Source organism: Kribbella sp. NBC_00889 (assembly GCF_045207705.1).
Lineage (GTDB): Bacteria > Actinomycetota > Actinomycetes > Propionibacteriales > Kribbellaceae > Kribbella.
The window spans coordinates 1,326,992-1,344,792 of sequence record NZ_CP108783.1 but is presented as its reverse complement, the minus strand read 5'-3'; the positions used below and the strand labels follow the sequence as shown (position 1 = coordinate 1,344,792).

Sequence of the window (17,801 nt, the reverse complement as noted above, 5' to 3'; positions counted from 1 at the left end):
TCAGAATGGCGGGCAAAGGATCTGGGAGCACAACATTCGATGAACAGACAACCGGCGGGGGCCCGGACGGGGGCCACCGCCGTGGGTAGTGCGGACGGTAGAGATGGAACTCTCGTTGTCGCGGCTCGGGTCCTCAGACCGAAGCGGGGGCGCGCAGAGCCTCGTCGACGGTAAGCAGTCGGCCCTCGTGGACCTGTGCGACGAGGTGGTCGTTCTCTGCCTGCAGGCGCATCACGTGCGCCTCCAGATCGGCGACACGCCGGTTGAGCAGACGAACCTGCTCGAGCATGCGCGGGTCAGTGCCTCCAAGGTGCCCTAGAAGAGCCTTGGCCATTGTGCTGTCCTCCGGAAGGGTTCTCGCCGGGTGCGCTCCTGGGATCACGACGTGGAGCGCTGAAAATGTGTGCCGTCTTTCAGGGTGACACCGGCGGGGCCGACGGTCAACCTGGGCCACGTTTATTAACGATACCTCGCTCACCAGCGGACATGGCGAGGGATCGGCTGACATTTCGGGCACCGATACGACGAACGGTTCATGAACGGCTCCCGACGGATCGGCCGCCCGTCGCGCGGACACGGCGAACCCTCTTGTCCGTAGACGTTCAGGCCACGCTCGAAGTAGCCGGATTCCCCGTTCACGTTGACATACAGGGCATCGAAGCTGGTCCCGCCGACGGTCAGTGCCTCCGCCATCACCTCATGGGCGTGGCGCAGGATCTCCCTTATTTGTAAGGGTTTCAGCGTTTCCGTCGCCCGGGCGTAGTGCATTTTTGACCGCCACAACGCTTCATCTGCGTAGATATTGCCCACTCCGCTGATGACGGTCTGGTCCAGCAAGGCCCGTTTGAGGCCGGTCTTGCGGCGCCGGACCGCGGCCACGAAGACGTCCGGATCGAACAGAGGATCGAACGGGTCGCGGGCGATGTGCGCGATTTCCGGCGGCAGGTCCGCACCACCCTCGGAATAGGACAGACCACCGAACATCCGCTGGTCCACAAATCGGACCTCTCCGCCGTCGTCGGCGAACCGGAACCGGACCCGCAGATGGGACTCGTCCGGCGCGCCGACCGGCTGCACCCGGAACTGCCCGCTCATCCCGAGATGGGTCAGCACCGCGTCCCCGGACTCCAGCGGCAGCCACAGGTACTTCCCGCGCCGGGCCGGCTCGGCGAACACCTGCCCCTTCAGCCGGGCGACGAAATCGTCCGGCCCGGCGGCGTGACGCCGTACCGGACGCGGATGCAGGACCTCGACCGCGTCGATGGTCCGGCCGGTGGTGAACTCCGCCAGACCCCGGCGTACGACCTCTACCTCAGGAAGCTCAGGCACAGGACACTAGGGCCGCTGGGAGGGGTCTGTGCTGTCGGGGTGGGCGGCCCGGAGCGCCTTCCACGCGGTCTCCGCGGCCTGCTGCTCGGCTTCCTTCTTGCTCCGGCCGATGCCGTGACCGTACGTGTCGGAACCGATCCGGACCCGAGCCTCGAACGTCTTGGCGTGGTCCGGGCCGGACTCGGCGATCACGTACTCCGGCACGCCGACGCCCAGCTGCGCGACCAGTTCCTGCAGCGAGGTCTTCCAGTCCAGGCCGGCGCCGAGCCGGGCCGAGGACTCCATCAGGTCGTCGAACAGCCTGTGCACGACGTGTCCGGCGGTCTCGAAGCCGCGGTCCAGGTAGACGGCACCGATCAGCGCCTCGACACAGTCGGCCAGGATCGACGACTTGTCCCGGCCGCCGGTGGCTTCCTCACCGCGACCGAGCCTCAGGTACTTGCCCAGCTTGAGATCGCGGGCGACCCCGGCGAGCGCGCGCATGTTCACCACCGCGGCGCGCAGCTTGGCCAGCCTGCCCTCGGACAGGTCCGGGTGATTGCGGAACAGCGACTCCGTGACGATGACGCCGAGCACGGAGTCCCCGAGGAACTCCAGCCGCTCGTTCGTCGGCAGCCCGCCGTTCTCGTACGCGTACGAGCGGTGGGTGAAGGCGTGCTCCAGTAGTTCGTCAGCCAGCGATACGCCGAGCCGCTGGTTCAGCTCGGCGTAGAGCCCCGTCTCGTTGACCGAATTCACTGGGTGAGGTGTCGCTTAGCTCTCGACGACCTGGCGGCGCTCGCCCTTGGCGCCGTACTGACCGCAGGTGGGGCAAACGGTGTGCTGCAGGTGCTTCGCGCGGCAGGCGGGGTTCACGCAGGTGACCAGCGACGGGGCAGTGGTCTTCCACTGGGCCCGGCGGTTGCGGGTGTTGCTGCGCGACATCTTCCGCTTCGGAACGGCCACGGTTATGACTCCTCGGTTCGGCCGGGGGCTTGTGGACCCGGCCGGCTGGCTGACGTGTATTCGGTATCTAGTTGTCGTGCTGGTCGTTCTGGAGCAATCCGCCGAGGGCTGCCCAGCGTGGGTCGGTACCGTCCTCGTGCTTGTGGCCGGGCTCGTCCGCCAGGCGTACCCCACACTCGGGGCACAGGCCCGGACAGTCGTCCGTACACAAGGGCTGGAACGGCAGTGCGAGCACCACCTGGTCCCTCAGCACCGGCTCGAGGTCGATCAGATCGCCCTCCATCCGGCTGGCCTCGTCCGGTCCGGCTTCGCTTTCCGGGTAGACGTACAGCTCCTGGACGTCAGCGAGGAACTCGTCCTCGATATCGACCAGGCACCGCGCGCACTCCCCGACCAGTCGGCCGCGGGCCGTCCCGGTGACGAGGACCCCTTCGACGACCGATTCCAGCCGTAGATCGAACTGGATCGGGTCGCCCTCGGGGACGCCGATCACGTCGATTCCGAGATCCGCCGGAGCCGGTGCCGTGAAGGTGACCTCGCGCTGGGACCCGGCGCGGCGTGTCAGCTCGTGCGTGTCGATCACGAGTGGGGACCGCGGGTCCAAGACGCTCAGGACATTCCTCTCAGGCGTGGGCAAGGCAAAATCTCGGTCTCGTCGAGACCGGTTGTCTAGGTTACCAACTCCGCGGCCAGTCGCCCAATTCGGGGTACATCTAGAACTTCGCCAGTAACCGGGAGTGAACAGCCGGGGTCACGAAGGAGCTCACGTCCCCGCCGAGGCGGGCGATCTCCTTGACCCAGCTGGAGGAGATGAAACCGTTCTCCGCCCGGGTCGGCATGAACAGCGTGTCGACCCCGGTCATCGCGCGGTTGAGCTGGGCCATCTGCAGTTCGTAGTCGTAGTCGGCCGCCGACCGCAGGCCCTTCACGATCACGCCGGCGCCCTCGGCCCGGCAGTAGTCGACCAGCAGCCCCTCGAAGGTCCCGATCCGCACGTTGCCGAACGGCGCGGCGAGCTCGGTCAGCATCTCAACCCGCTCGTCGGGGCTGAACAGCCGGTTCTTGGACTGGTTCACGCCGGCCGCGACGATCACCTCGTCGAAGGCGGCGGCCGCCCGGGTGACGATGTCCAGATGCCCGACCGTCGGCGGGTCGAAGGTGCCGGGGAAGACCGCCCTACTCATGGCGGTGACCGTACCAAAGCCGGGCCTCGCCGTACTTGCGGTCCCGCAGCGCGGCGAAACCTTCCGGCCACTCCCACGGCTCCCGCTTGCCGCGCTCGACCACGACGACCGCGTCGTCGGCCAGCCACCCGTTCGCGGCCAGGCCGGTCAGCACGTCCTGCAACTCCTCCGTCTCCAGCTTGTACGGCGGATCCGCGAACACCAGGTCGAAGACCGCGGGGCTCTCCCCCGCCGTCACCTTCTCCACCGGACGTGTCAGCACGGTCGCGCCGGGCAGGCCCACCGCCTGGATGTTGGCCGCGATCACCTCGGCCGCCCTCCGGTCCGACTCCACCAGGACCGCGCGCACCGCTCCCCGGGACAGCGCCTCGAGTCCGATCGCGCCCGATCCGGCGTACAGATCGAGCACAGCGAGCCCGTGGAGGCTGCCGAACTCGGACTCCAGCGATGAGAACAGCGCCTCCCGGACCCGATCCGCGGTCGGCCGCGTCCCGCTCCCCGGAGGTACGGCGATCCGCCGCCCGCCGGCCGCTCCCCCGACGATCCGGCTCACGTCTTCTCCAGGTACTCGGTCGTCTCCGACTCCAGAGCGCTCCGCACGAACGACCGGAGCGCCGGGTACTCGGCCAGTTCGGCGTCGACCGAGACGATCGAGTTCGCCACATGCCGGGCGGCGAAGATGATGTCCTCGTCCCGCAGCACGCTCAGCAGCTTCAGACTGCTCCGCCGACCTGACTGTGCGACTCCCAGCACGTCACCCTCACGCCGGGTCTCGAGGTCGATCCGCGACAGCTCGAACCCGTCCGTCGTCGATGCGACCGCGTCCAGGCGCCCGTACGACTTCGAGCCCGCCCACAGGTCCGTCACCAGCAGGCACAGCCCCGGCACCTTGCCCCGACCTACCCGGCCGCGGAGCTGGTGCAGCTGGGAGATGCCGAACCGGTCTGCGTCCATGATCACCATCGTCGACGCGTTCGGTACGTCGACGCCGACCTCGATCACCGTGGTCGCGATCAGTACGTCGACCTCACCAGCCGCGAACCGCGACATCACCGCGTCCTTCTCCTCGGCCGGCAGCCGGCCGTGCAGGATCTCGACCCGCAGGTCGTGCAGGATCTCGGCCAGAGCCTCGGCCACCTGCAGGACCGAGATCGGCGGCCGCGCCTGCTGCTTCTTCCCGCCGCCCTTGTCCTCCTCGCCGGCGACGAACTCACCTTCCTCGTCGGCCGCGTTCTTCACGTCGTCACCGATCCGCGGGCACACGACGTACGCCTGATGGCCCTTGCCGACCTCCTCGCGGACCCGGGCCCAGGCCCGCTGCAGCCAGTCGGGCTTCTCCTTCGCCGGGACCACGGACGACTGGATCGGCGAGCGTCCGGCCGGGAGCTCGGTCAGCGTCGACACGGACAGGTCGCCGAACACCGTCATCGCCACGGTCCGCGGGATGGGTGTCGCCGTCATCACCAGCACGTGCGGGGTGTTCTCGCCGGACTTCTGACTCAGCGCCGCCCGTTGCTCGACCCCGAACCGGTGCTGCTCGTCGACCACCACGAGCCCGAGATCCGCGAACTGCACCTTGTCCTCGAGCAGCGCGTGCGTCCCGACCACGATCCCCGCGGCCCCGCTGGCCGCGTCGAGCATCGCCGTACGACGGGCCGCCGCGCCCAGGGAGCCAGTCAGCAGCCCCACCCGGGTGGCCCGCTCCGCGCCGCCGAGCATGCCCTCCTCGGCCAGATCGCCGAGCATCTTGGTCAGCGTCTTGTGGTGCTGGGTGGCGAGCACCTCGGTCGGGGCCAGCAGCACCGCCTGACCGCCGGAGTCGACCACGGACAGCATCGCCCGCAGCGCGACCACGGTCTTGCCGGAGCCGACCTCGCCCTGCAACAGGCGGTGCATCGGGTGCGGCCGGGCCAGGTCGGCGAAGATCTCCTCGCCCACCTCAGCCTGTCCGGCGGTGAGCTCGAACGGCAGCCGCTGGTCGAACTCGTCCAGCATCCCGCCCTCGGTCCGCGGCCGCGGGATCGCGTTCAGCGCGTCGGTGACGGCCCGGCGCTGGGCCAGGATCGTCTGCATCACCAGGGCTTCCTCGAACCGGAACCGGTGCTGCGCGTCGCGGATGTCCTTCTCGGTGTCCGGCAGATGCACCTTCTGCAGGGCCTCGCGCAGGCTGAGCAGCTTCTCCTTGCGCAGGATCAGCTCCGGGATCGGGTCGTCGAGACCCTCGTCCAGGCTGTCCAGGACGATCTTCACGCTCCGCTCGATCGTTGCGGTCGGCAACTTCGCGGTGGCCGGGTAGAGCGGCCGGAACGGCCGGGCCCGGCGTTCGATCTCGGCCTCGGACAAGTCCTCCTCGTCGAGGATCTCGGTGCCCGGGCTCTTCAGCTGCATGATGTCGCGGAACATCGTCACCTCGCCCCAGAACAGGGCGGCCGTCCCCGGCGTCAGCTTGGTCGCCAGCCAGGGCTGGTTGAAGAAGGCCAGCTCCAGGTCGCGCCGGCCGTCGGTGACGACGACCTTGGTCAGAGTCTTGCGCCGGGCCCACTTCTGTACGTCGGTGAGCGGGATCTCGGCCTTGGTGTCCAGCGACCGCACGGTGACCTTCTTGACCCGGCCGTTGACGGTCGCCTGGTCGCCCACCTCAAGCTCGTCGAAGGGGGTCAGCTCACCCTTCTTCAGGTACCGGCGCGGGTAGTGCCGCAGCAGGTCGCCGACGGTCTCGATGGCGAGCACGTCCGCGAAGATCTTCGCCGTCCTGGCACCGAGGAAGTCGCGGACCTTCCTGTCCATATCCGTTGTCATTCCACCCCGATCAGCAGCGGGTACCTGTCCTGTCCTCCGTCGTACACCACGACGTCGACATCTTTGCGGTTCCGCCGCACGTGCCGCTCCAGAGCCGCGGCCAGGGCGGGGTCCGCGTCCCGGCCGGTGACGATGGTGAGCAACTCGCCTCCGCCGCCGAGCAGCCGGTCGACCACGCCGAACGCCGCCTCCTCAAGATCTTCGGTGATCAGCGTGAAATCGCCGTCGACCACGCCCAGCGCGTCGCCGACCCGGCACATGCCGGCCATCGTCCAGGCGTCCTTCACCGCGATCGTGACGGCGCCGTGGCGGGTTTGCCCGGCCGCCGCCGAGAGGTGTACGACGTCGTCGTCGAAGTTGCGCTCGGGGTCGTGGACAGCGATCGCCGCCAGACCCTGGACCTGGGCCCTGGTCGGGATCACGGCCACCCGGATCCCGTCCTGGCGGGCCGCGGTCGCGGCGGCCTCGGCGACCGCGAGCGAGTCGCTGTCGTTGGGCAGCAGCACGATCTCGGACGCCTTCGACTTCTCCATCGCGCGCAGCAGTTCCCCGGTCGAGCACCGCCGCCCCGGTCCGCCGATGATGACCTGCGCCCCGGCCTCGGTGAACAGGTCCGCCAGCCCGTCACCGGCGACGACCGCGATCACCGCGCGACCCGGCGGCGGCTCGTGCTGGGCCTGGTCGGCGAAGTGGGTGACCCGGATCCGGTGCGGCCGACCGATGTCGATGCCGTGCTCGATCGCGGCACCCACGTCGTCGGTGTGGACGTGGACGTTCCACAACCCGTCCCCGCCGACCACGACGACCGAGTCGCCGAGACCGGCCAGGATCTGCCGGAAGTCGGCGACCTTGTCGTCCGGTGCGTCCAACAGGTACATCACCTCGTACGCCGGCCCGTCCTGGCTCTCGGCGTTCTCACCCTGAGGCTCGACCCGGGCCGGCACCTCGACCCGCACGATCTGCCCGGTGAGCACGGACTCCATCGCGCCGAGGATCACCACGAGGCCCGCTCCCCCGGCATCCACGACGCCCGCGCGCCGCAGTACGTCGAGCTGCTCGGTCGTCCTGGTGAGCGCCTGCCGGGCGGATGCGACGGCGGCCAGGCACACGTCCGCCAGGCTCTTCCCGTCGTTCGCGGCCGTGATCGCGCCGGTCGCCGCAGCCCGGGCCACGGTCAGCATGGTCCCCTCGACCGGTTGCGCGACCGCACCGTAGGCGGCATCGGCGGCGTACTTCAGGGCATCCGCGAACGCGGCCGACTCGCTCATCCGAGGGTCGGCCAGTACGGCGTTGTCATCGGCAGCCTGGTCACGCGGGAGGTTCTCCGCGAGGCGGAGGCCACAGGCGCGGATCAGCTGGGAGGTGATGACGCCGGAGTTGCCGCGGGCGCCGAGCAACGCGCCGCGGCCGAACGCCTGGATGGCCTCGCTGAAGGTCAGCTCGCCCGCGGGCAAGGCGTCGCAGGCGGCTTCCCAGGTCAGGTAGAGGTTCGTGCCTGTATCACCGTCCGGCACCGGGTACACGTTCAGCTCGTCGATGTCGGTCCGCGCCCGCCCCAACTCGACCAGCGCCGTCCGAGCCCAGGCCCGCAACACCTCGACCGTCAATTCCTCCACGCCCAAACCCTAGCGACACAGCCCGCTGCGTACCGAAGGACAGGAGGTAGTCCCCCAAGCAAGGCTTCCGGCGCACCTCGTCAGGCGTGCGCGGGCATCTACGTACACGACTACGTCCTGTCGTTCGGTACGCAGAGAGCCGGGTCGCTAGGGTTCGGGGGTGAGCGTGTTGTTCTCGGTTGCTGCCGACAGTTACGAGTGGGCGGTGCGGGAGATCCGGAGCGAGTTCGGCCGCGGGCTGCGGATCGAGCGGGTCAGCGGTGACCTGGGGCGCATCGTCGACGGCCCGGCCGTGGGTGAGCTCGCGGCGGCATGCGACGCGGGGCGGATCGTGTTCGTCCGGCACCTGACTACCGAGATCGCCAGCTTCGACGAGCTGCCCCCGGACTACGAGCTGGCCGAGCTGGTGCTCAGTGCCCTGCCCGACTACCCGAAAGCGCTCGCGGTGCAGGCCTGGACCGACGGCGCAGGCACCGGCGGGTCGTACTACCGCCGGCTCGAGGGCGCCCTCACCGAGCGTGGGGTGAGTGTGACCCGCTCCGGGCAGGAGGTCGTCGTCTCGTGCTTCGTCGGCCGGCGAGCGGTCCTGCTCGGGCTGAACCGCCGCTCCGACAGCTTGTCGGACTGGCCGGGTGGGCGGATGCGGTTGGCTCGGGGTGAGGAGCGGGTGTCGCGGTCGGAGTTCAAGTTGGAGGAGGCGATCGCGACCTTCGGGCTGGAGCTTGCGCCGGGTGGGAAGGCGGTCGACCTGGGTGCGTCGCCGGGCGGGTGGACGCGGATCCTGCGGCAGCACGGGCAGGAGGTGTGGTCGGTGGACCCCGGCTCGCTGGACCAGCGGCTGAAGCGTGACCGTGGAATCCATCACGCGGCGACGACGGCCGGGAGGTTCTTCGCGGAGAACCGGGTGCGGTTCGACGTGGTGGTGAACGACATGCGGATGGATCAGGTGATGAGCGCCCGGATGATGGTCGACGCGGCGGCGCACGTGCGCCGCGGCGGACTCGCGATCGTCACGCTGAAGGGCGGCGGGAAGAACCCGCTCGACGGCGCCCGGCGCGGTATCGACGTGCTGCGCCGGCAGTACGACGTACTCCACGCCCGGCAACTGCACCACAACCGGAACGAGATCACCGTCGTGGCCCACAAGGTCTGAGAAGACGCGAAAGAGGCGCCCGGGTGATCCCGGGCGCCTGTTTCAGGCCCTACAACGGAGAGAGCTGGGGTCAGCCGACGACGCGCTGGACCTTGCCGGCCTTGATGCAGGACGTGCAGACCTTCAGGCGGGTCGGGGTGCCCTTGATGAGCGCCCGGACCGGCTGGATGTTGGGGTTGAACCGCCGCGGCGTACGAGCCTTGACCCGACGGATCATCGCGCCCTTACCCAGGCGGGCAACGTTGTTGCCGAACGTCGGCTGCTTGCCGCAGACATCGCACTTCTTAGACATGATTCTCCGTGTTCAGGGTCGTGACACCGACAGACCATGCTACATGCGGCCTGACGCACGACCAATTCGGTCCACACTCGCCGATCAGGCAGTGAGGTAGGCCACTTCCTCGTCCGTGAGAGTGACCGACAGCCCCGGTGTCGAGGTCCGGGTCTCGCTGACGTGCCGCGGCCCGATCAGCGGGAACACCGGGTACGGCTGGTGCAACAGCCAGGCCAACGCGATCGCCGTCGGCTCGACTCCCTTGGCGGCCGCCAGCTCCCGCGCCCGGTCAAGCCTACGGAAGTTCTCGTCGGAGTAGAAACAGCGCACCAGTTCCTCGTCCGACCGGTCCTCCGGTTTCGCCCGCCCGGTGAAGAACCCGCGCGCCTGGCTCGACCACGGGAACAGCGCGACCTGCCGCTCCCGCAGCCACGCCTGCGACTCGTCGTCGGAGACGTGCCGGCAGCCCTTCCACGGTACGTCGTACGCCCGCGCGAGGCTGAGGTGGTTGCTGAGCAGCGTGAACGGCTGCTTGCCGTTGGCCTCGGCGTACGCGTTGGCCTCGTCGAACCGCGACAGCGACCAGTTGGAGCCGCCGTACGCCTTGATCCGGCCGGCTTTGAAGTGTTCGTCGAGGACATCGACGAACTCCGCGACCGGGATCTCCTCGTTGTCGCGGTGCATCATGTAGAGGTCGACGTGATCGGTCTGCAGCCGCTCGAGGCTCTCGTGCAGCTGCCGCGTGATCGACTCCGGATCGCAGTGCGGCGTGTGCGCACCCTTGCCGATGACAACGATCTCGTCGCGGTTGCCGCGCGACGTGATCCACTGGCCGAGCAGCTTCTCGCCCCGGCCGCCGCCGTAGATGTAGGCGGTGTCGAACGTCGTTCCGCCGCGCTCGACGAAGTCGTCGAAGACCACCGCGGCGTGGGTGAGCGTCTGCTGGTTGTCGACGCCCATCACGAGCCGGGAGACGGGCTTGTCGAGCCCGGGCACCTTGCCGTAGATCATCGGGGCGTCGGCGCGCTTGGCCAGCGGGCGGCCGGTGGCGGTCGGGATCTTGGCGTCGTCCCGCTCGCTCGCGTACTGCTGCCCGATCGCGGCCCGCCACGCGTCCTGGACGGTCAGGTTGCCGAGGGTGTCGGCCCAGCTCATCTCCGGTGCCTGCCGTTGCTCGATCGCCCGCGCGACCGCCTCGGCCTCGGCCGCGTAGATGAGCGCCGGGTCCGCGGAGATGTCCCGCGGCTCCTCCCCCACCTTGTGCAGGGTGACGTGGGTCGGTCTGCCGTCGCCACCGAACCACGGGTCCTCGACCACCAGATAGCCCTTGCTGCCGAAGATGCGGACCTGGTTCTGGTCCCCGAGCCGCACGCCGGTGCTCACCTGTGCGGTCACGCCGCCCTCGAAGAACAGCGTCGCCACGGTCCATTCGTCGGCGCCGGTTTCGCCGACCGTGCCGACCGCGGTCACCGCGGCCGGGTCGGCGAACGGCTGCCCGGTCGCCGCGCCGGCAATCAGCCGGGCCATCGAGACCGGGTAGCCGCCGACGTCGAGAATGCCGCCACCGGCCAGCTCGTCGGCGAAGATCCGCGACTCCGGCCGGAACGACGACGCGAACGCGAACGTGGCCTGGATCTGGTGGACGGTGCCGAGCTCGCCGTCGCGGACCAGCTGGGCGATCAGCTTGGTCTGCGGCAGGCAGCGGTACATGTACGCCTCCATCAGGAAGACGTCGTTGCGGACCGCGGCCTCGATCATCGCCTCGGCCCAGGCCTTGTTGATCGCGAGCGGCTTCTCGCACAGCACGTGCTTGCCGGCCTCGGCGGCCTTGATCGCCCACTCGACGTGCATCGGGTGCGGCGTCGCGATGTAGACCGCATCCACGGTCTCGTCGGCGAGCAGGTCGTCGTACGACGCGTGCCGGTTGGCGATGTCCCACTTGTCGGCGAAGGCGTTGGCGGAGTCGATCGACCGGCTGCCGACGGCGACGACCGAGTTCGTCGGCGAGGTCGGCACCTGGCTGGCGAACCGGGACGCGATGTTCCCGGTGCCGAGGATGCCCCAGCGGAGCTTGGTGTCAGTCAAGAGGTGTCCCGTTTTCGTTGTCGGTGTGGATCAGAATTTCATGGCGCCGGCGGCCAGATCGGAGATGAAGTGCCGGCCGCCGATCAGGAAGACCCCGATCAACGGTATGACGCTCATCAGGGCGCCGGCCATGACCATGGAGTAGTCGGTGCCGTAGATGCCGTTGAGCTGGTCCAGGGCGACCTGCAGGGTGAGCCGGTTCGGGTCGGTCATCACGATCAGCGGCCAGAGGTAGTCGTTCCAGACGTTGATGAAGGTGAAGATACCGAGGAACGCGAGGCCGGGCCGCAGGACCGGCAGGCCGACGGTCAGGTACTGCCGGAAGAAGCCGGCCCCGTCGACCTTGGCGGCCGAGATCAGCTCGTCCGGGATCGCGCCGGCGGCGTACTGGCGCATCCAGAAGATGCCGAACGCGTTCGCCGCGCCCGGGATGATGAGTGCCTTCAGCGACCCGATCCAGCCGAACTCCGCGAGCGTGACGAACTGCGGCACCAGCGACAGCTGGGTCGGGATCATGAAGGTGGCCAGCAGCAACCCGAAGAGAAAGTTGCGGCCGGGGAACTCGTACTTCGCGAACGCGAACGCGGCCAGCGAGTCGAAGAACAGGATCAGGACGGTGACGCCGAGGGAGGCGATCAGGGTGAGCAGCATCGCTCCGAAGAAGTCGATGTTGTCGAGCACCTTGCCCATGTTCTCGAACAGGTGGGAGCCGATCACCAGCTTCGGCGGGTAGCTGAAGATGTCCGGTGTGGTGTTCGAGGCCATCACCAGCATCCAGTAGAACGGGAAGATCGAGACCACGACGCCGAGCATCAAGACGATGTGCCCGACCGTGGTGCGGATGCGCTCAATGGACATCGGCGGCCTCCTTCGTGGTCTCCTGCGCGTCCTCCTGCTGTGCTGTCTCCTGTGCGGCCTTCTGGGCGGCGATGTTGCGCTCGGCCCTGCGGGCGGCGCGACGGGCGATCCGCTCGTTGTCCCGGCCGCCGATCAACCGCCAGTTGATGATCGAGAACAGCACGATGAGGATGAACAGCGCCCAGCCGATCGCGGCGCCGTACCCGAACTGGTTGTTGATGAACGCGCTCTGGTAGAGGTACGACACGATCGTCATACCGGCGTTGCCGGGGCCGCCGATGTTGTTGGTGTCACCGAACAGAACCCGGGATTCGGTGAAGATCTGCAGTCCGCCGATGGTCGAGGTGACCGCGGTGAACAGGATCACCGGCCGCAGCATCGGCACTGTGATCCGCCAGAACACCTGCCGCGAACTGGCGCCGTCGACCTTGGCCGCCTCGTACACGTCGGCCGAGATCGCCTGCAGGCCGGCCAGGAAGATGATCGCGTTGTAGCCGACCCACCGCCAGGTGACGATGGTGGCGATCGCGATCTTGATCCCCCACGGCTGGGTCAGCCATTCGACCTTGCCCAGGCCGACCGACTGCAGGAACGCGTTCAGCAGGCCGAAGTTGTTGCTGAAGATCGATCCGAACACCAGGGTGACCGCGACCACCGAGGTGACGTTGGGGATGAAGTAGGCGATCCGGTAGAAGCTGCGGAACCGGGTGGCGTTGTGCAACGCGTTGGCGATCACGAGCGCGAGCAGCAACATCGGCACGGTCGACAGCACCCAGATGATCAGCGTGTTGCCGATCGCCTGCCAGAACTTCGGATCGCCGAGCAGGTAGCTGTACTGCTGCAGGCCGACCCAGGTCATCGACCCGATGCCGTCCCAGTCGTGGAACGAGATCCAGATCGAGAACAGCACCGGGAAGGCGCCGAAGATGGCGAACAGGATGAAGAACGGCGCGACGGCGGCGTACTGCGGGAACGCCTGGCGGTACTTGCCCGGCGGCTTCGCGGTAGTGGTGTCGGTGCTGCGGACGGTCGCGGGAAGTGTTTTGGTGGCAGTCATCTCAGATCGCCCCCGCCCGGGTGAGTTCACGTTCGACCTGGTGCTGTGCGTCGTTCCAGGCCTGGTCCGGTGACTTGCCGGCCACTTCGACGTTCACGAGTTCGGCGCTGATCGGCGCACCGATGATCGAGTCGTACGGCGAGAAGTAGGCGCCCGGGTACTTCGTCGCCGACTCCGCGAACACCTCGACGATCTTCTGACCGCCGAAGAACGGATCCGGCGCGGCGAGCCGGGAATCGGTGTAGCTGGCCGGCGTTGACGGGAACAGCACCGGGTCGAGGAACGCCTGGGCCTGGTTCTTCGCCGACTCCAGCCAGCTGATGAACGCGAAGGCCGCCTCGGGGTTCTTGCAGTACTTCGTGATGCCCAGGAAGGACCCGCCGCGGTTGCCGGCGCCACCAGGAGCCGCCGTCACCCGCCAGAGTCCCTTCGTCTTGGGCGCCGCGTTCTTCGGGCCGAGCTGGGCCCACCAGACCGCGGCGTTGAAGGCGACCAGCTTGCCGTTCGTCACGACCGCGTCCGCGTCGGTCGAACCGTCCTGCGCGTTGGCGGACAGCCCTTCCTTGACCACGCGGATGGCCAGGTCGAACGCCTCCCGGACGTGGTCCTGGTCGCCGATGTACTGCCCGTCCACGGTCATGTACCGCTTCGGCTGCTGCGCCATCCGGTAGGAGAAGATGCTGTTGATGTTGTCGGTGATCGACGCGCCGGGGACGGCCTGCTTCACTTTCTTTCCGAGCGCGATGTAGGTGTCCCAGTCCGGCGCGAGCCCGGCGACCGCGGCGGGGTCGATGTCGATGCCGGCCTTGCTGAAGACGTCGGTGCGGTAGAACAGCGCGGTCGGACCGGTGTCCATCGGGTAGGCCATCATCTTGTTGTCCGGCGTGACGCCGAGCTTCCATTTCCAGGGCAGGAACTCGCTCTCGCGCTCCTTGGCGCCGAGTTCGAACAGGTCGTGGAACTGGTCGGCGTTCGGGAAGTACGTCGCCACGTCGTCGTTGATCGCGACGATGTCGGGAACCAGCGACTTGCCGGCCAGCGAGGTCAGCACCTTGGTCTTGTAGTTGCTGCCGATCCGGGTCATCGACAGCCGCAGCCCGTCGTGCCCCGGGATCGCCTTCTCCGCTTGGCCGATCAGGTCGTCGTTCACCGATCCGACCCAGGTCCACATGCTCAGCTCGTCGGATCCGCCGAGCGAACTTCGGGAGCCACATCCGCTCAGACCGGTGCTCGCGGCCGTGGCGCCGGCACCGAACGCGAGGAACTTCCTTCTGCTCAGACTCATACGCCTCACCTGGCGCTTTCTGTTGTTTTTCGCCGGAAGGTGTCCAGATATGTTTACGTAGCCACAAGGTAAGCGCATACCGGCTGAACCGGTCAAGGCCCCGGGCTGACAGGATGGATTCATGCCGACGACCTCTGTCACCGCCGTCCTGTTCGACGCCGACGGCGTGTTCCAGCGCCCCACCCAGGACTGGTTCGCCCGCCTGAACTCCCTCGTCCCCGCCGACAGTGAGACCTTTCTGGCCGAACTGATGGCCGCGGAGAAGCCCAGCCTGGTCGGCAAGGTCGACTTCCGGGACGCACTCGCCGAGGTCCTGCAGCGCTGGAACTCCACCGCGACGGTGGAGGAGGCGCTCGAGCCGTGGCACTGGTTCGAGGCGGAGCCGGCCGTGGTGTCGTTGATCCAGGAGCTGCGCGCCGCCGGGATCGGCTGTCATCTCGCGACCAACCAGCAGGCGTACCGGCGGTCGCTCATGCACGACGAGCGCGGGTACGGCGAGTGGTTCGACCAGAGCTTCTACTCGTGCGATCTCGGGCTGGCCAAGCCTGATCCGGCGTACTTCCGGGCGATCCTGGCAGCGATCGACGTACCGGCGTCGTCGGTACTGTTCATCGACGACAACGAAGCCAATGTGGCGGGCGCTGCGAGCGTCGGGCTGCACGCTGAGGTGTACGACCTGTCGACCGGGGTGGACACGTTGGTAGGGCTGCTGCGCCGTTACGGGTTGCCGATTCCGGGCTGACCTCTTGTGAGGCGGTGACGGCTTGTGGCATGGTCTCGGGGCAGATGACAACGTAGGACAGTCCACCAGCCGCTCCCTGGAGGCACCGCATGTCCGATCGACGACGTCTCACCCGCCGGCACGCCCTCGGCCTGACCGCGGGGTTGGGCCTGGCGTCCCTTGCTCCGTCAATCGCTGTGCCTTCCCTCGCTTCCGCCTCCACTGCTGCGGCCTACCCCAAGGGGCAGCGGCCGCGGTTGCTGAACGTGCTGACCGAGGACTCGCTGAGCCCCGCTGAGCGGACGCTCGCGACCACGCTGCAAGGGCTGCTGGCCCGCCGCGGTGGCGAGTCGCTCTACCTGAACATCCCGTCGCTCGGCTACCAGATCTGGCTGGACGACCTCGCCTCCCGGTACGGCGTTCGCACGCGTCCCAGTGACCTGTGGACAACTGTCACCCGGTCCGGCATCGACGGATATGTTCTCTTCCGAACGGGCACCCCGTCGGTCAACGTCGCGACCACGCTCTCCGGACTGACCGGGGCGGTGGCCGTCGACGAGAGCCTGGAGGCGCTCGCCGTCCAGCACGGACTGCGCAAGGTGCTGGACGTGCGGGACAAGGACGACCGCTGGGTGCTGGACAACTACTGGCCACGGTTGCGGCACGACGTCGCGATCGAGCAGAAGGGAGACTGGCCGGAGCGACTGCGGGACTACGTGACGATGGCGGGGACGCTCGCCTTCTTCGACGGCAACTCGGACTTCCGCGCCGAGGTGGTCGACGCGCTCGACGACGACGCGACCGTGATCGGCTGGGGCGACGCATCGAACGGCGAGGACGCCTTCATCGGCGTGAACTCGGCAGCCGGCGTCAAAGCCCTGCCCGCCGACCACGCCCGCAACCTGTCGGTGCTGTCGGGCATCCGGGAAGACCGCTTGACGCAGAGCGGAGGGGGTGGGGGGAGGGCCCCCGAACCGGACCCGAATGCCCACTACGTCACCTTCCTGATCACCGATGGGGACAACATTCAGTGGATGCTCGGGGACTTCCCGACCGACCCGCGGTGGTTCGGGAGTCCTCGGCGCGGAGAGGTCGACCTGGGTTGGGGCATCTCGCCGTCGCTGATCGATCTCGCTCCCTCGGTGATGCGCTGGTACTACGACCAGTCGCACAAGGACCGCTGGGTCGTCGGACCGTCGGGCGGCGGCTACATGTACCCGAGCCGCTACCCCGCTGCCGCGCTGGACAAGCACACCGCGTCACTGGCCACGGCGATGGGCCGTGCAGACCTCTCCGTCGCACAGATCATCGACTTCGACGCGTTCGAGAACACCAGCCTGTGGTCGTCGTACCTCAAGCGCCGTGAGATCGACGGACTCATCTATCTCGAGTACTCCCGCTACGACGGCCTGAAGGGCAAGGTCGTCTGGTCCGAGGGCAAGCCGGTCATCTCCGCCCGCACGATGCTCTGGGACGGGCTCGACGGCGCCGACGAGGCCTCAGTGACAGCCGAACTCAACGCAGCCACGCGAAACCCGCACTCCACGGCCGGCTACTCGGTGGTCGTCTGGCACGCGTGGAGCAAGTCCGTCGACAACGTGCTGGCTGTTGTCGACGGACTCGACCCCCACGTGAAGGTCGTCCCGCCGGACACCTTGGTAAAGATGGTCGGGCAGTACGCGCGACCGTGAACACCTTCTGGTGACCGTGCACACGTCGTGCCATGTCCACGGTCCCCACATCCTCTCCGCAGCCCCGGCCCACCCTGGAGGCCCGGGACCTCGGAAGCGGGTGGGGCGCTGGCGCGACGTTGTGCACGGGTCGACCACGTGTCCGCGTGTCTGGTGGGTGATGGGTGCTCAGAGTCGTGGGAGCTACGGCGAGCGGGCCGCGCGGAGCAGTCAGCTGTCAGCAACGGCCCGGCCGGGTGCCCCTAGAGGGTGCGGTAGTAGACGGCGACCGGGAGTTTGATGCAGCCGAGGCTTTCGTAGAGGGCACGGGCTGGGGCGTGGAAGTCGTCTCCGCCCGTGCCGATCTCGACGACTTCCGCGCCCAGGCTTCGCATCCCGTCGAACGCGTGCTCACACAGCGCGGTGCCGAGGTTCTCCCGGCGGTGCTGAGCTGCGACGGCGAGGATGGTCACCTCGCCATGCCGCCGGTCGGGCTCGACGGCCCAGGCCACGTAGCCGGCGAGTACGCCGCTCTCCTCGGCGATCACGACGTACTTGTGCTGGTCCGGATCATGCAGCCCGGCGACCTGCTTGTGATAGTCGTCGCGCCAGTTGCCGTGCTGGATGCCGAAGATCGTCTCGCCGACCAGCGGACGGAACGAGCCCTCGTAGAACGGGCCGAACGTCTCGATGGTGAACTCGATCAGCCGGGGCAGGTCAGAGTGAACGTACGAACGAATGAACATGAAGTGTGCCTCTCGCACTGAAGGGAATCGGGCGCGCGTGACCCACCTCGCAGCTCGCGCTGCGACGGGTCGACCTTCA

18 protein-coding genes are annotated in these 17,801 nt (G+C 68.0%); 4 read left to right on the top strand and 14 right to left on the bottom strand.

The window, feature by feature from the left end; translation table 11 throughout:
* The first annotated feature begins 103 nt into the window (after positions 1-103).
* Complete coding sequence (locus OG817_RS06570; RefSeq protein ID WP_396394047.1) at positions 104-319, top strand: hypothetical protein; 216 nt, start codon at positions 104-106, stop codon at positions 317-319.
* 155 nt (positions 320-474) lie between these two features.
* On the opposite strand, the gene mutM is transcribed toward OG817_RS06570, so the two are convergent.
* The 8 genes from mutM to OG817_RS06530 all read right to left on the bottom strand — a co-directional run bounded on the left by mutM (position 475) and on the right by OG817_RS06530 (position 7,873).
* Complete coding sequence (mutM, locus tag OG817_RS06565; RefSeq protein ID WP_396394046.1) at positions 475-1,329, bottom strand: bifunctional DNA-formamidopyrimidine glycosylase/DNA-(apurinic or apyrimidinic site) lyase; 855 nt, start codon at positions 1,327-1,329, stop codon at positions 475-477.
* 6 nt (positions 1,330-1,335) lie between these two features.
* Positions 1,336-2,067, bottom strand: coding sequence for a ribonuclease III (gene rnc / locus OG817_RS06560; RefSeq protein WP_406052813.1), 732 nt, complete (start codon positions 2,065-2,067; stop codon positions 1,336-1,338).
* Positions 2,068-2,082: 15 nt separating this feature from the next.
* Positions 2,083-2,274: a 50S ribosomal protein L32 gene (rpmF, locus tag OG817_RS06555; RefSeq protein WP_131355175.1), complete on the bottom strand. Its 192-nt coding sequence runs from the start codon at positions 2,272-2,274 to the stop codon at positions 2,083-2,085.
* A 67-nt stretch (positions 2,275-2,341) separates the two neighbouring features.
* A complete protein-coding gene (locus OG817_RS06550) occupies positions 2,342-2,857 on the bottom strand; it encodes a YceD family protein (RefSeq protein ID WP_406052812.1) in 516 nt (171 codons plus the stop codon).
* Between the two features lie 130 nt (positions 2,858-2,987).
* Positions 2,988-3,458: a pantetheine-phosphate adenylyltransferase gene (gene coaD, locus OG817_RS06545; RefSeq protein WP_406052811.1), complete on the bottom strand. Its 471-nt coding sequence runs from the start codon at positions 3,456-3,458 to the stop codon at positions 2,988-2,990.
* Complete coding sequence (rsmD, locus tag OG817_RS06540) at positions 3,451-4,011, bottom strand: 16S rRNA (guanine(966)-N(2))-methyltransferase RsmD (protein ID WP_406052810.1); 561 nt, start codon at positions 4,009-4,011, stop codon at positions 3,451-3,453. Before rsmD ends, coaD begins: the two co-directional genes overlap by 8 nt.
* Entirely contained in the window at positions 4,008-6,257 is a 2,250-nt protein-coding gene (gene recG / locus OG817_RS06535) for an ATP-dependent DNA helicase RecG (protein WP_406052809.1), read from the bottom strand. Before recG ends, rsmD begins: the two co-directional genes overlap by 4 nt.
* Entirely contained in the window at positions 6,254-7,873 is a 1,620-nt protein-coding gene (locus tag OG817_RS06530) for a DAK2 domain-containing protein (RefSeq protein ID WP_406052808.1), read from the bottom strand. Before OG817_RS06530 ends, recG begins: the two co-directional genes overlap by 4 nt.
* A 160-nt stretch (positions 7,874-8,033) precedes the next feature.
* Here OG817_RS06530 and OG817_RS06525 point away from each other — a divergent pair, with 160 nt between their 5' ends.
* On the top strand, positions 8,034-9,026 hold the full coding sequence (locus OG817_RS06525; protein WP_406052807.1) for an SAM-dependent methyltransferase: 993 nt from the start codon (positions 8,034-8,036) through the stop codon (positions 9,024-9,026).
* 70 nt (positions 9,027-9,096) lie between these two features.
* On the opposite strand, the gene rpmB is transcribed toward OG817_RS06525, so the two are convergent.
* From rpmB to OG817_RS06500, 5 genes are all read right to left on the bottom strand, one after another.
* Positions 9,097-9,318, bottom strand: a complete 222-nt coding sequence (gene rpmB / locus OG817_RS06520) for a 50S ribosomal protein L28 (protein WP_131355194.1) — start codon at positions 9,316-9,318, stop codon at positions 9,097-9,099.
* Positions 9,319-9,402: 84 nt separating this feature from the next.
* Positions 9,403-11,385, bottom strand: a complete 1,983-nt coding sequence (locus OG817_RS06515; RefSeq protein WP_406052805.1) for an aldo/keto reductase — start codon at positions 11,383-11,385, stop codon at positions 9,403-9,405.
* A gap of 30 nt (positions 11,386-11,415) precedes the next feature.
* On the bottom strand, positions 11,416-12,243 hold the full coding sequence (locus OG817_RS06510) for a carbohydrate ABC transporter permease (RefSeq protein ID WP_131517772.1): 828 nt from the start codon (positions 12,241-12,243) through the stop codon (positions 11,416-11,418).
* Entirely contained in the window at positions 12,233-13,300 is a 1,068-nt protein-coding gene (locus OG817_RS06505; RefSeq protein ID WP_406052803.1) for a carbohydrate ABC transporter permease, read from the bottom strand. The genes OG817_RS06510 and OG817_RS06505 overlap by 11 nt, the downstream gene beginning before the upstream one ends.
* Before the next feature lies 1 nt (position 13,301).
* Entirely contained in the window at positions 13,302-14,585 is a 1,284-nt protein-coding gene (locus OG817_RS06500) for an ABC transporter substrate-binding protein (protein ID WP_406052801.1), read from the bottom strand.
* A 121-nt stretch (positions 14,586-14,706) separates the two neighbouring features.
* Between OG817_RS06500 and OG817_RS06495 the strand changes: the two genes are divergently transcribed.
* Positions 14,707-15,327, top strand: a complete 621-nt coding sequence (locus OG817_RS06495) for an HAD family hydrolase (RefSeq protein ID WP_406052800.1) — start codon at positions 14,707-14,709, stop codon at positions 15,325-15,327.
* Between the two features lie 89 nt (positions 15,328-15,416).
* Positions 15,417-16,997, top strand: coding sequence for a GxGYxYP domain-containing protein (locus tag OG817_RS06490; protein ID WP_406052798.1), 1,581 nt, complete (start codon positions 15,417-15,419; stop codon positions 16,995-16,997).
* A gap of 242 nt (positions 16,998-17,239) precedes the next feature.
* Here OG817_RS06490 and OG817_RS06485 read toward each other — a convergent pair whose 3' ends face one another.
* Positions 17,240-17,722, bottom strand: a complete 483-nt coding sequence (locus tag OG817_RS06485) for a GNAT family N-acetyltransferase (RefSeq protein ID WP_396394035.1) — start codon at positions 17,720-17,722, stop codon at positions 17,240-17,242.
* Positions 17,723-17,801: the final 79 nt, after the last annotated feature.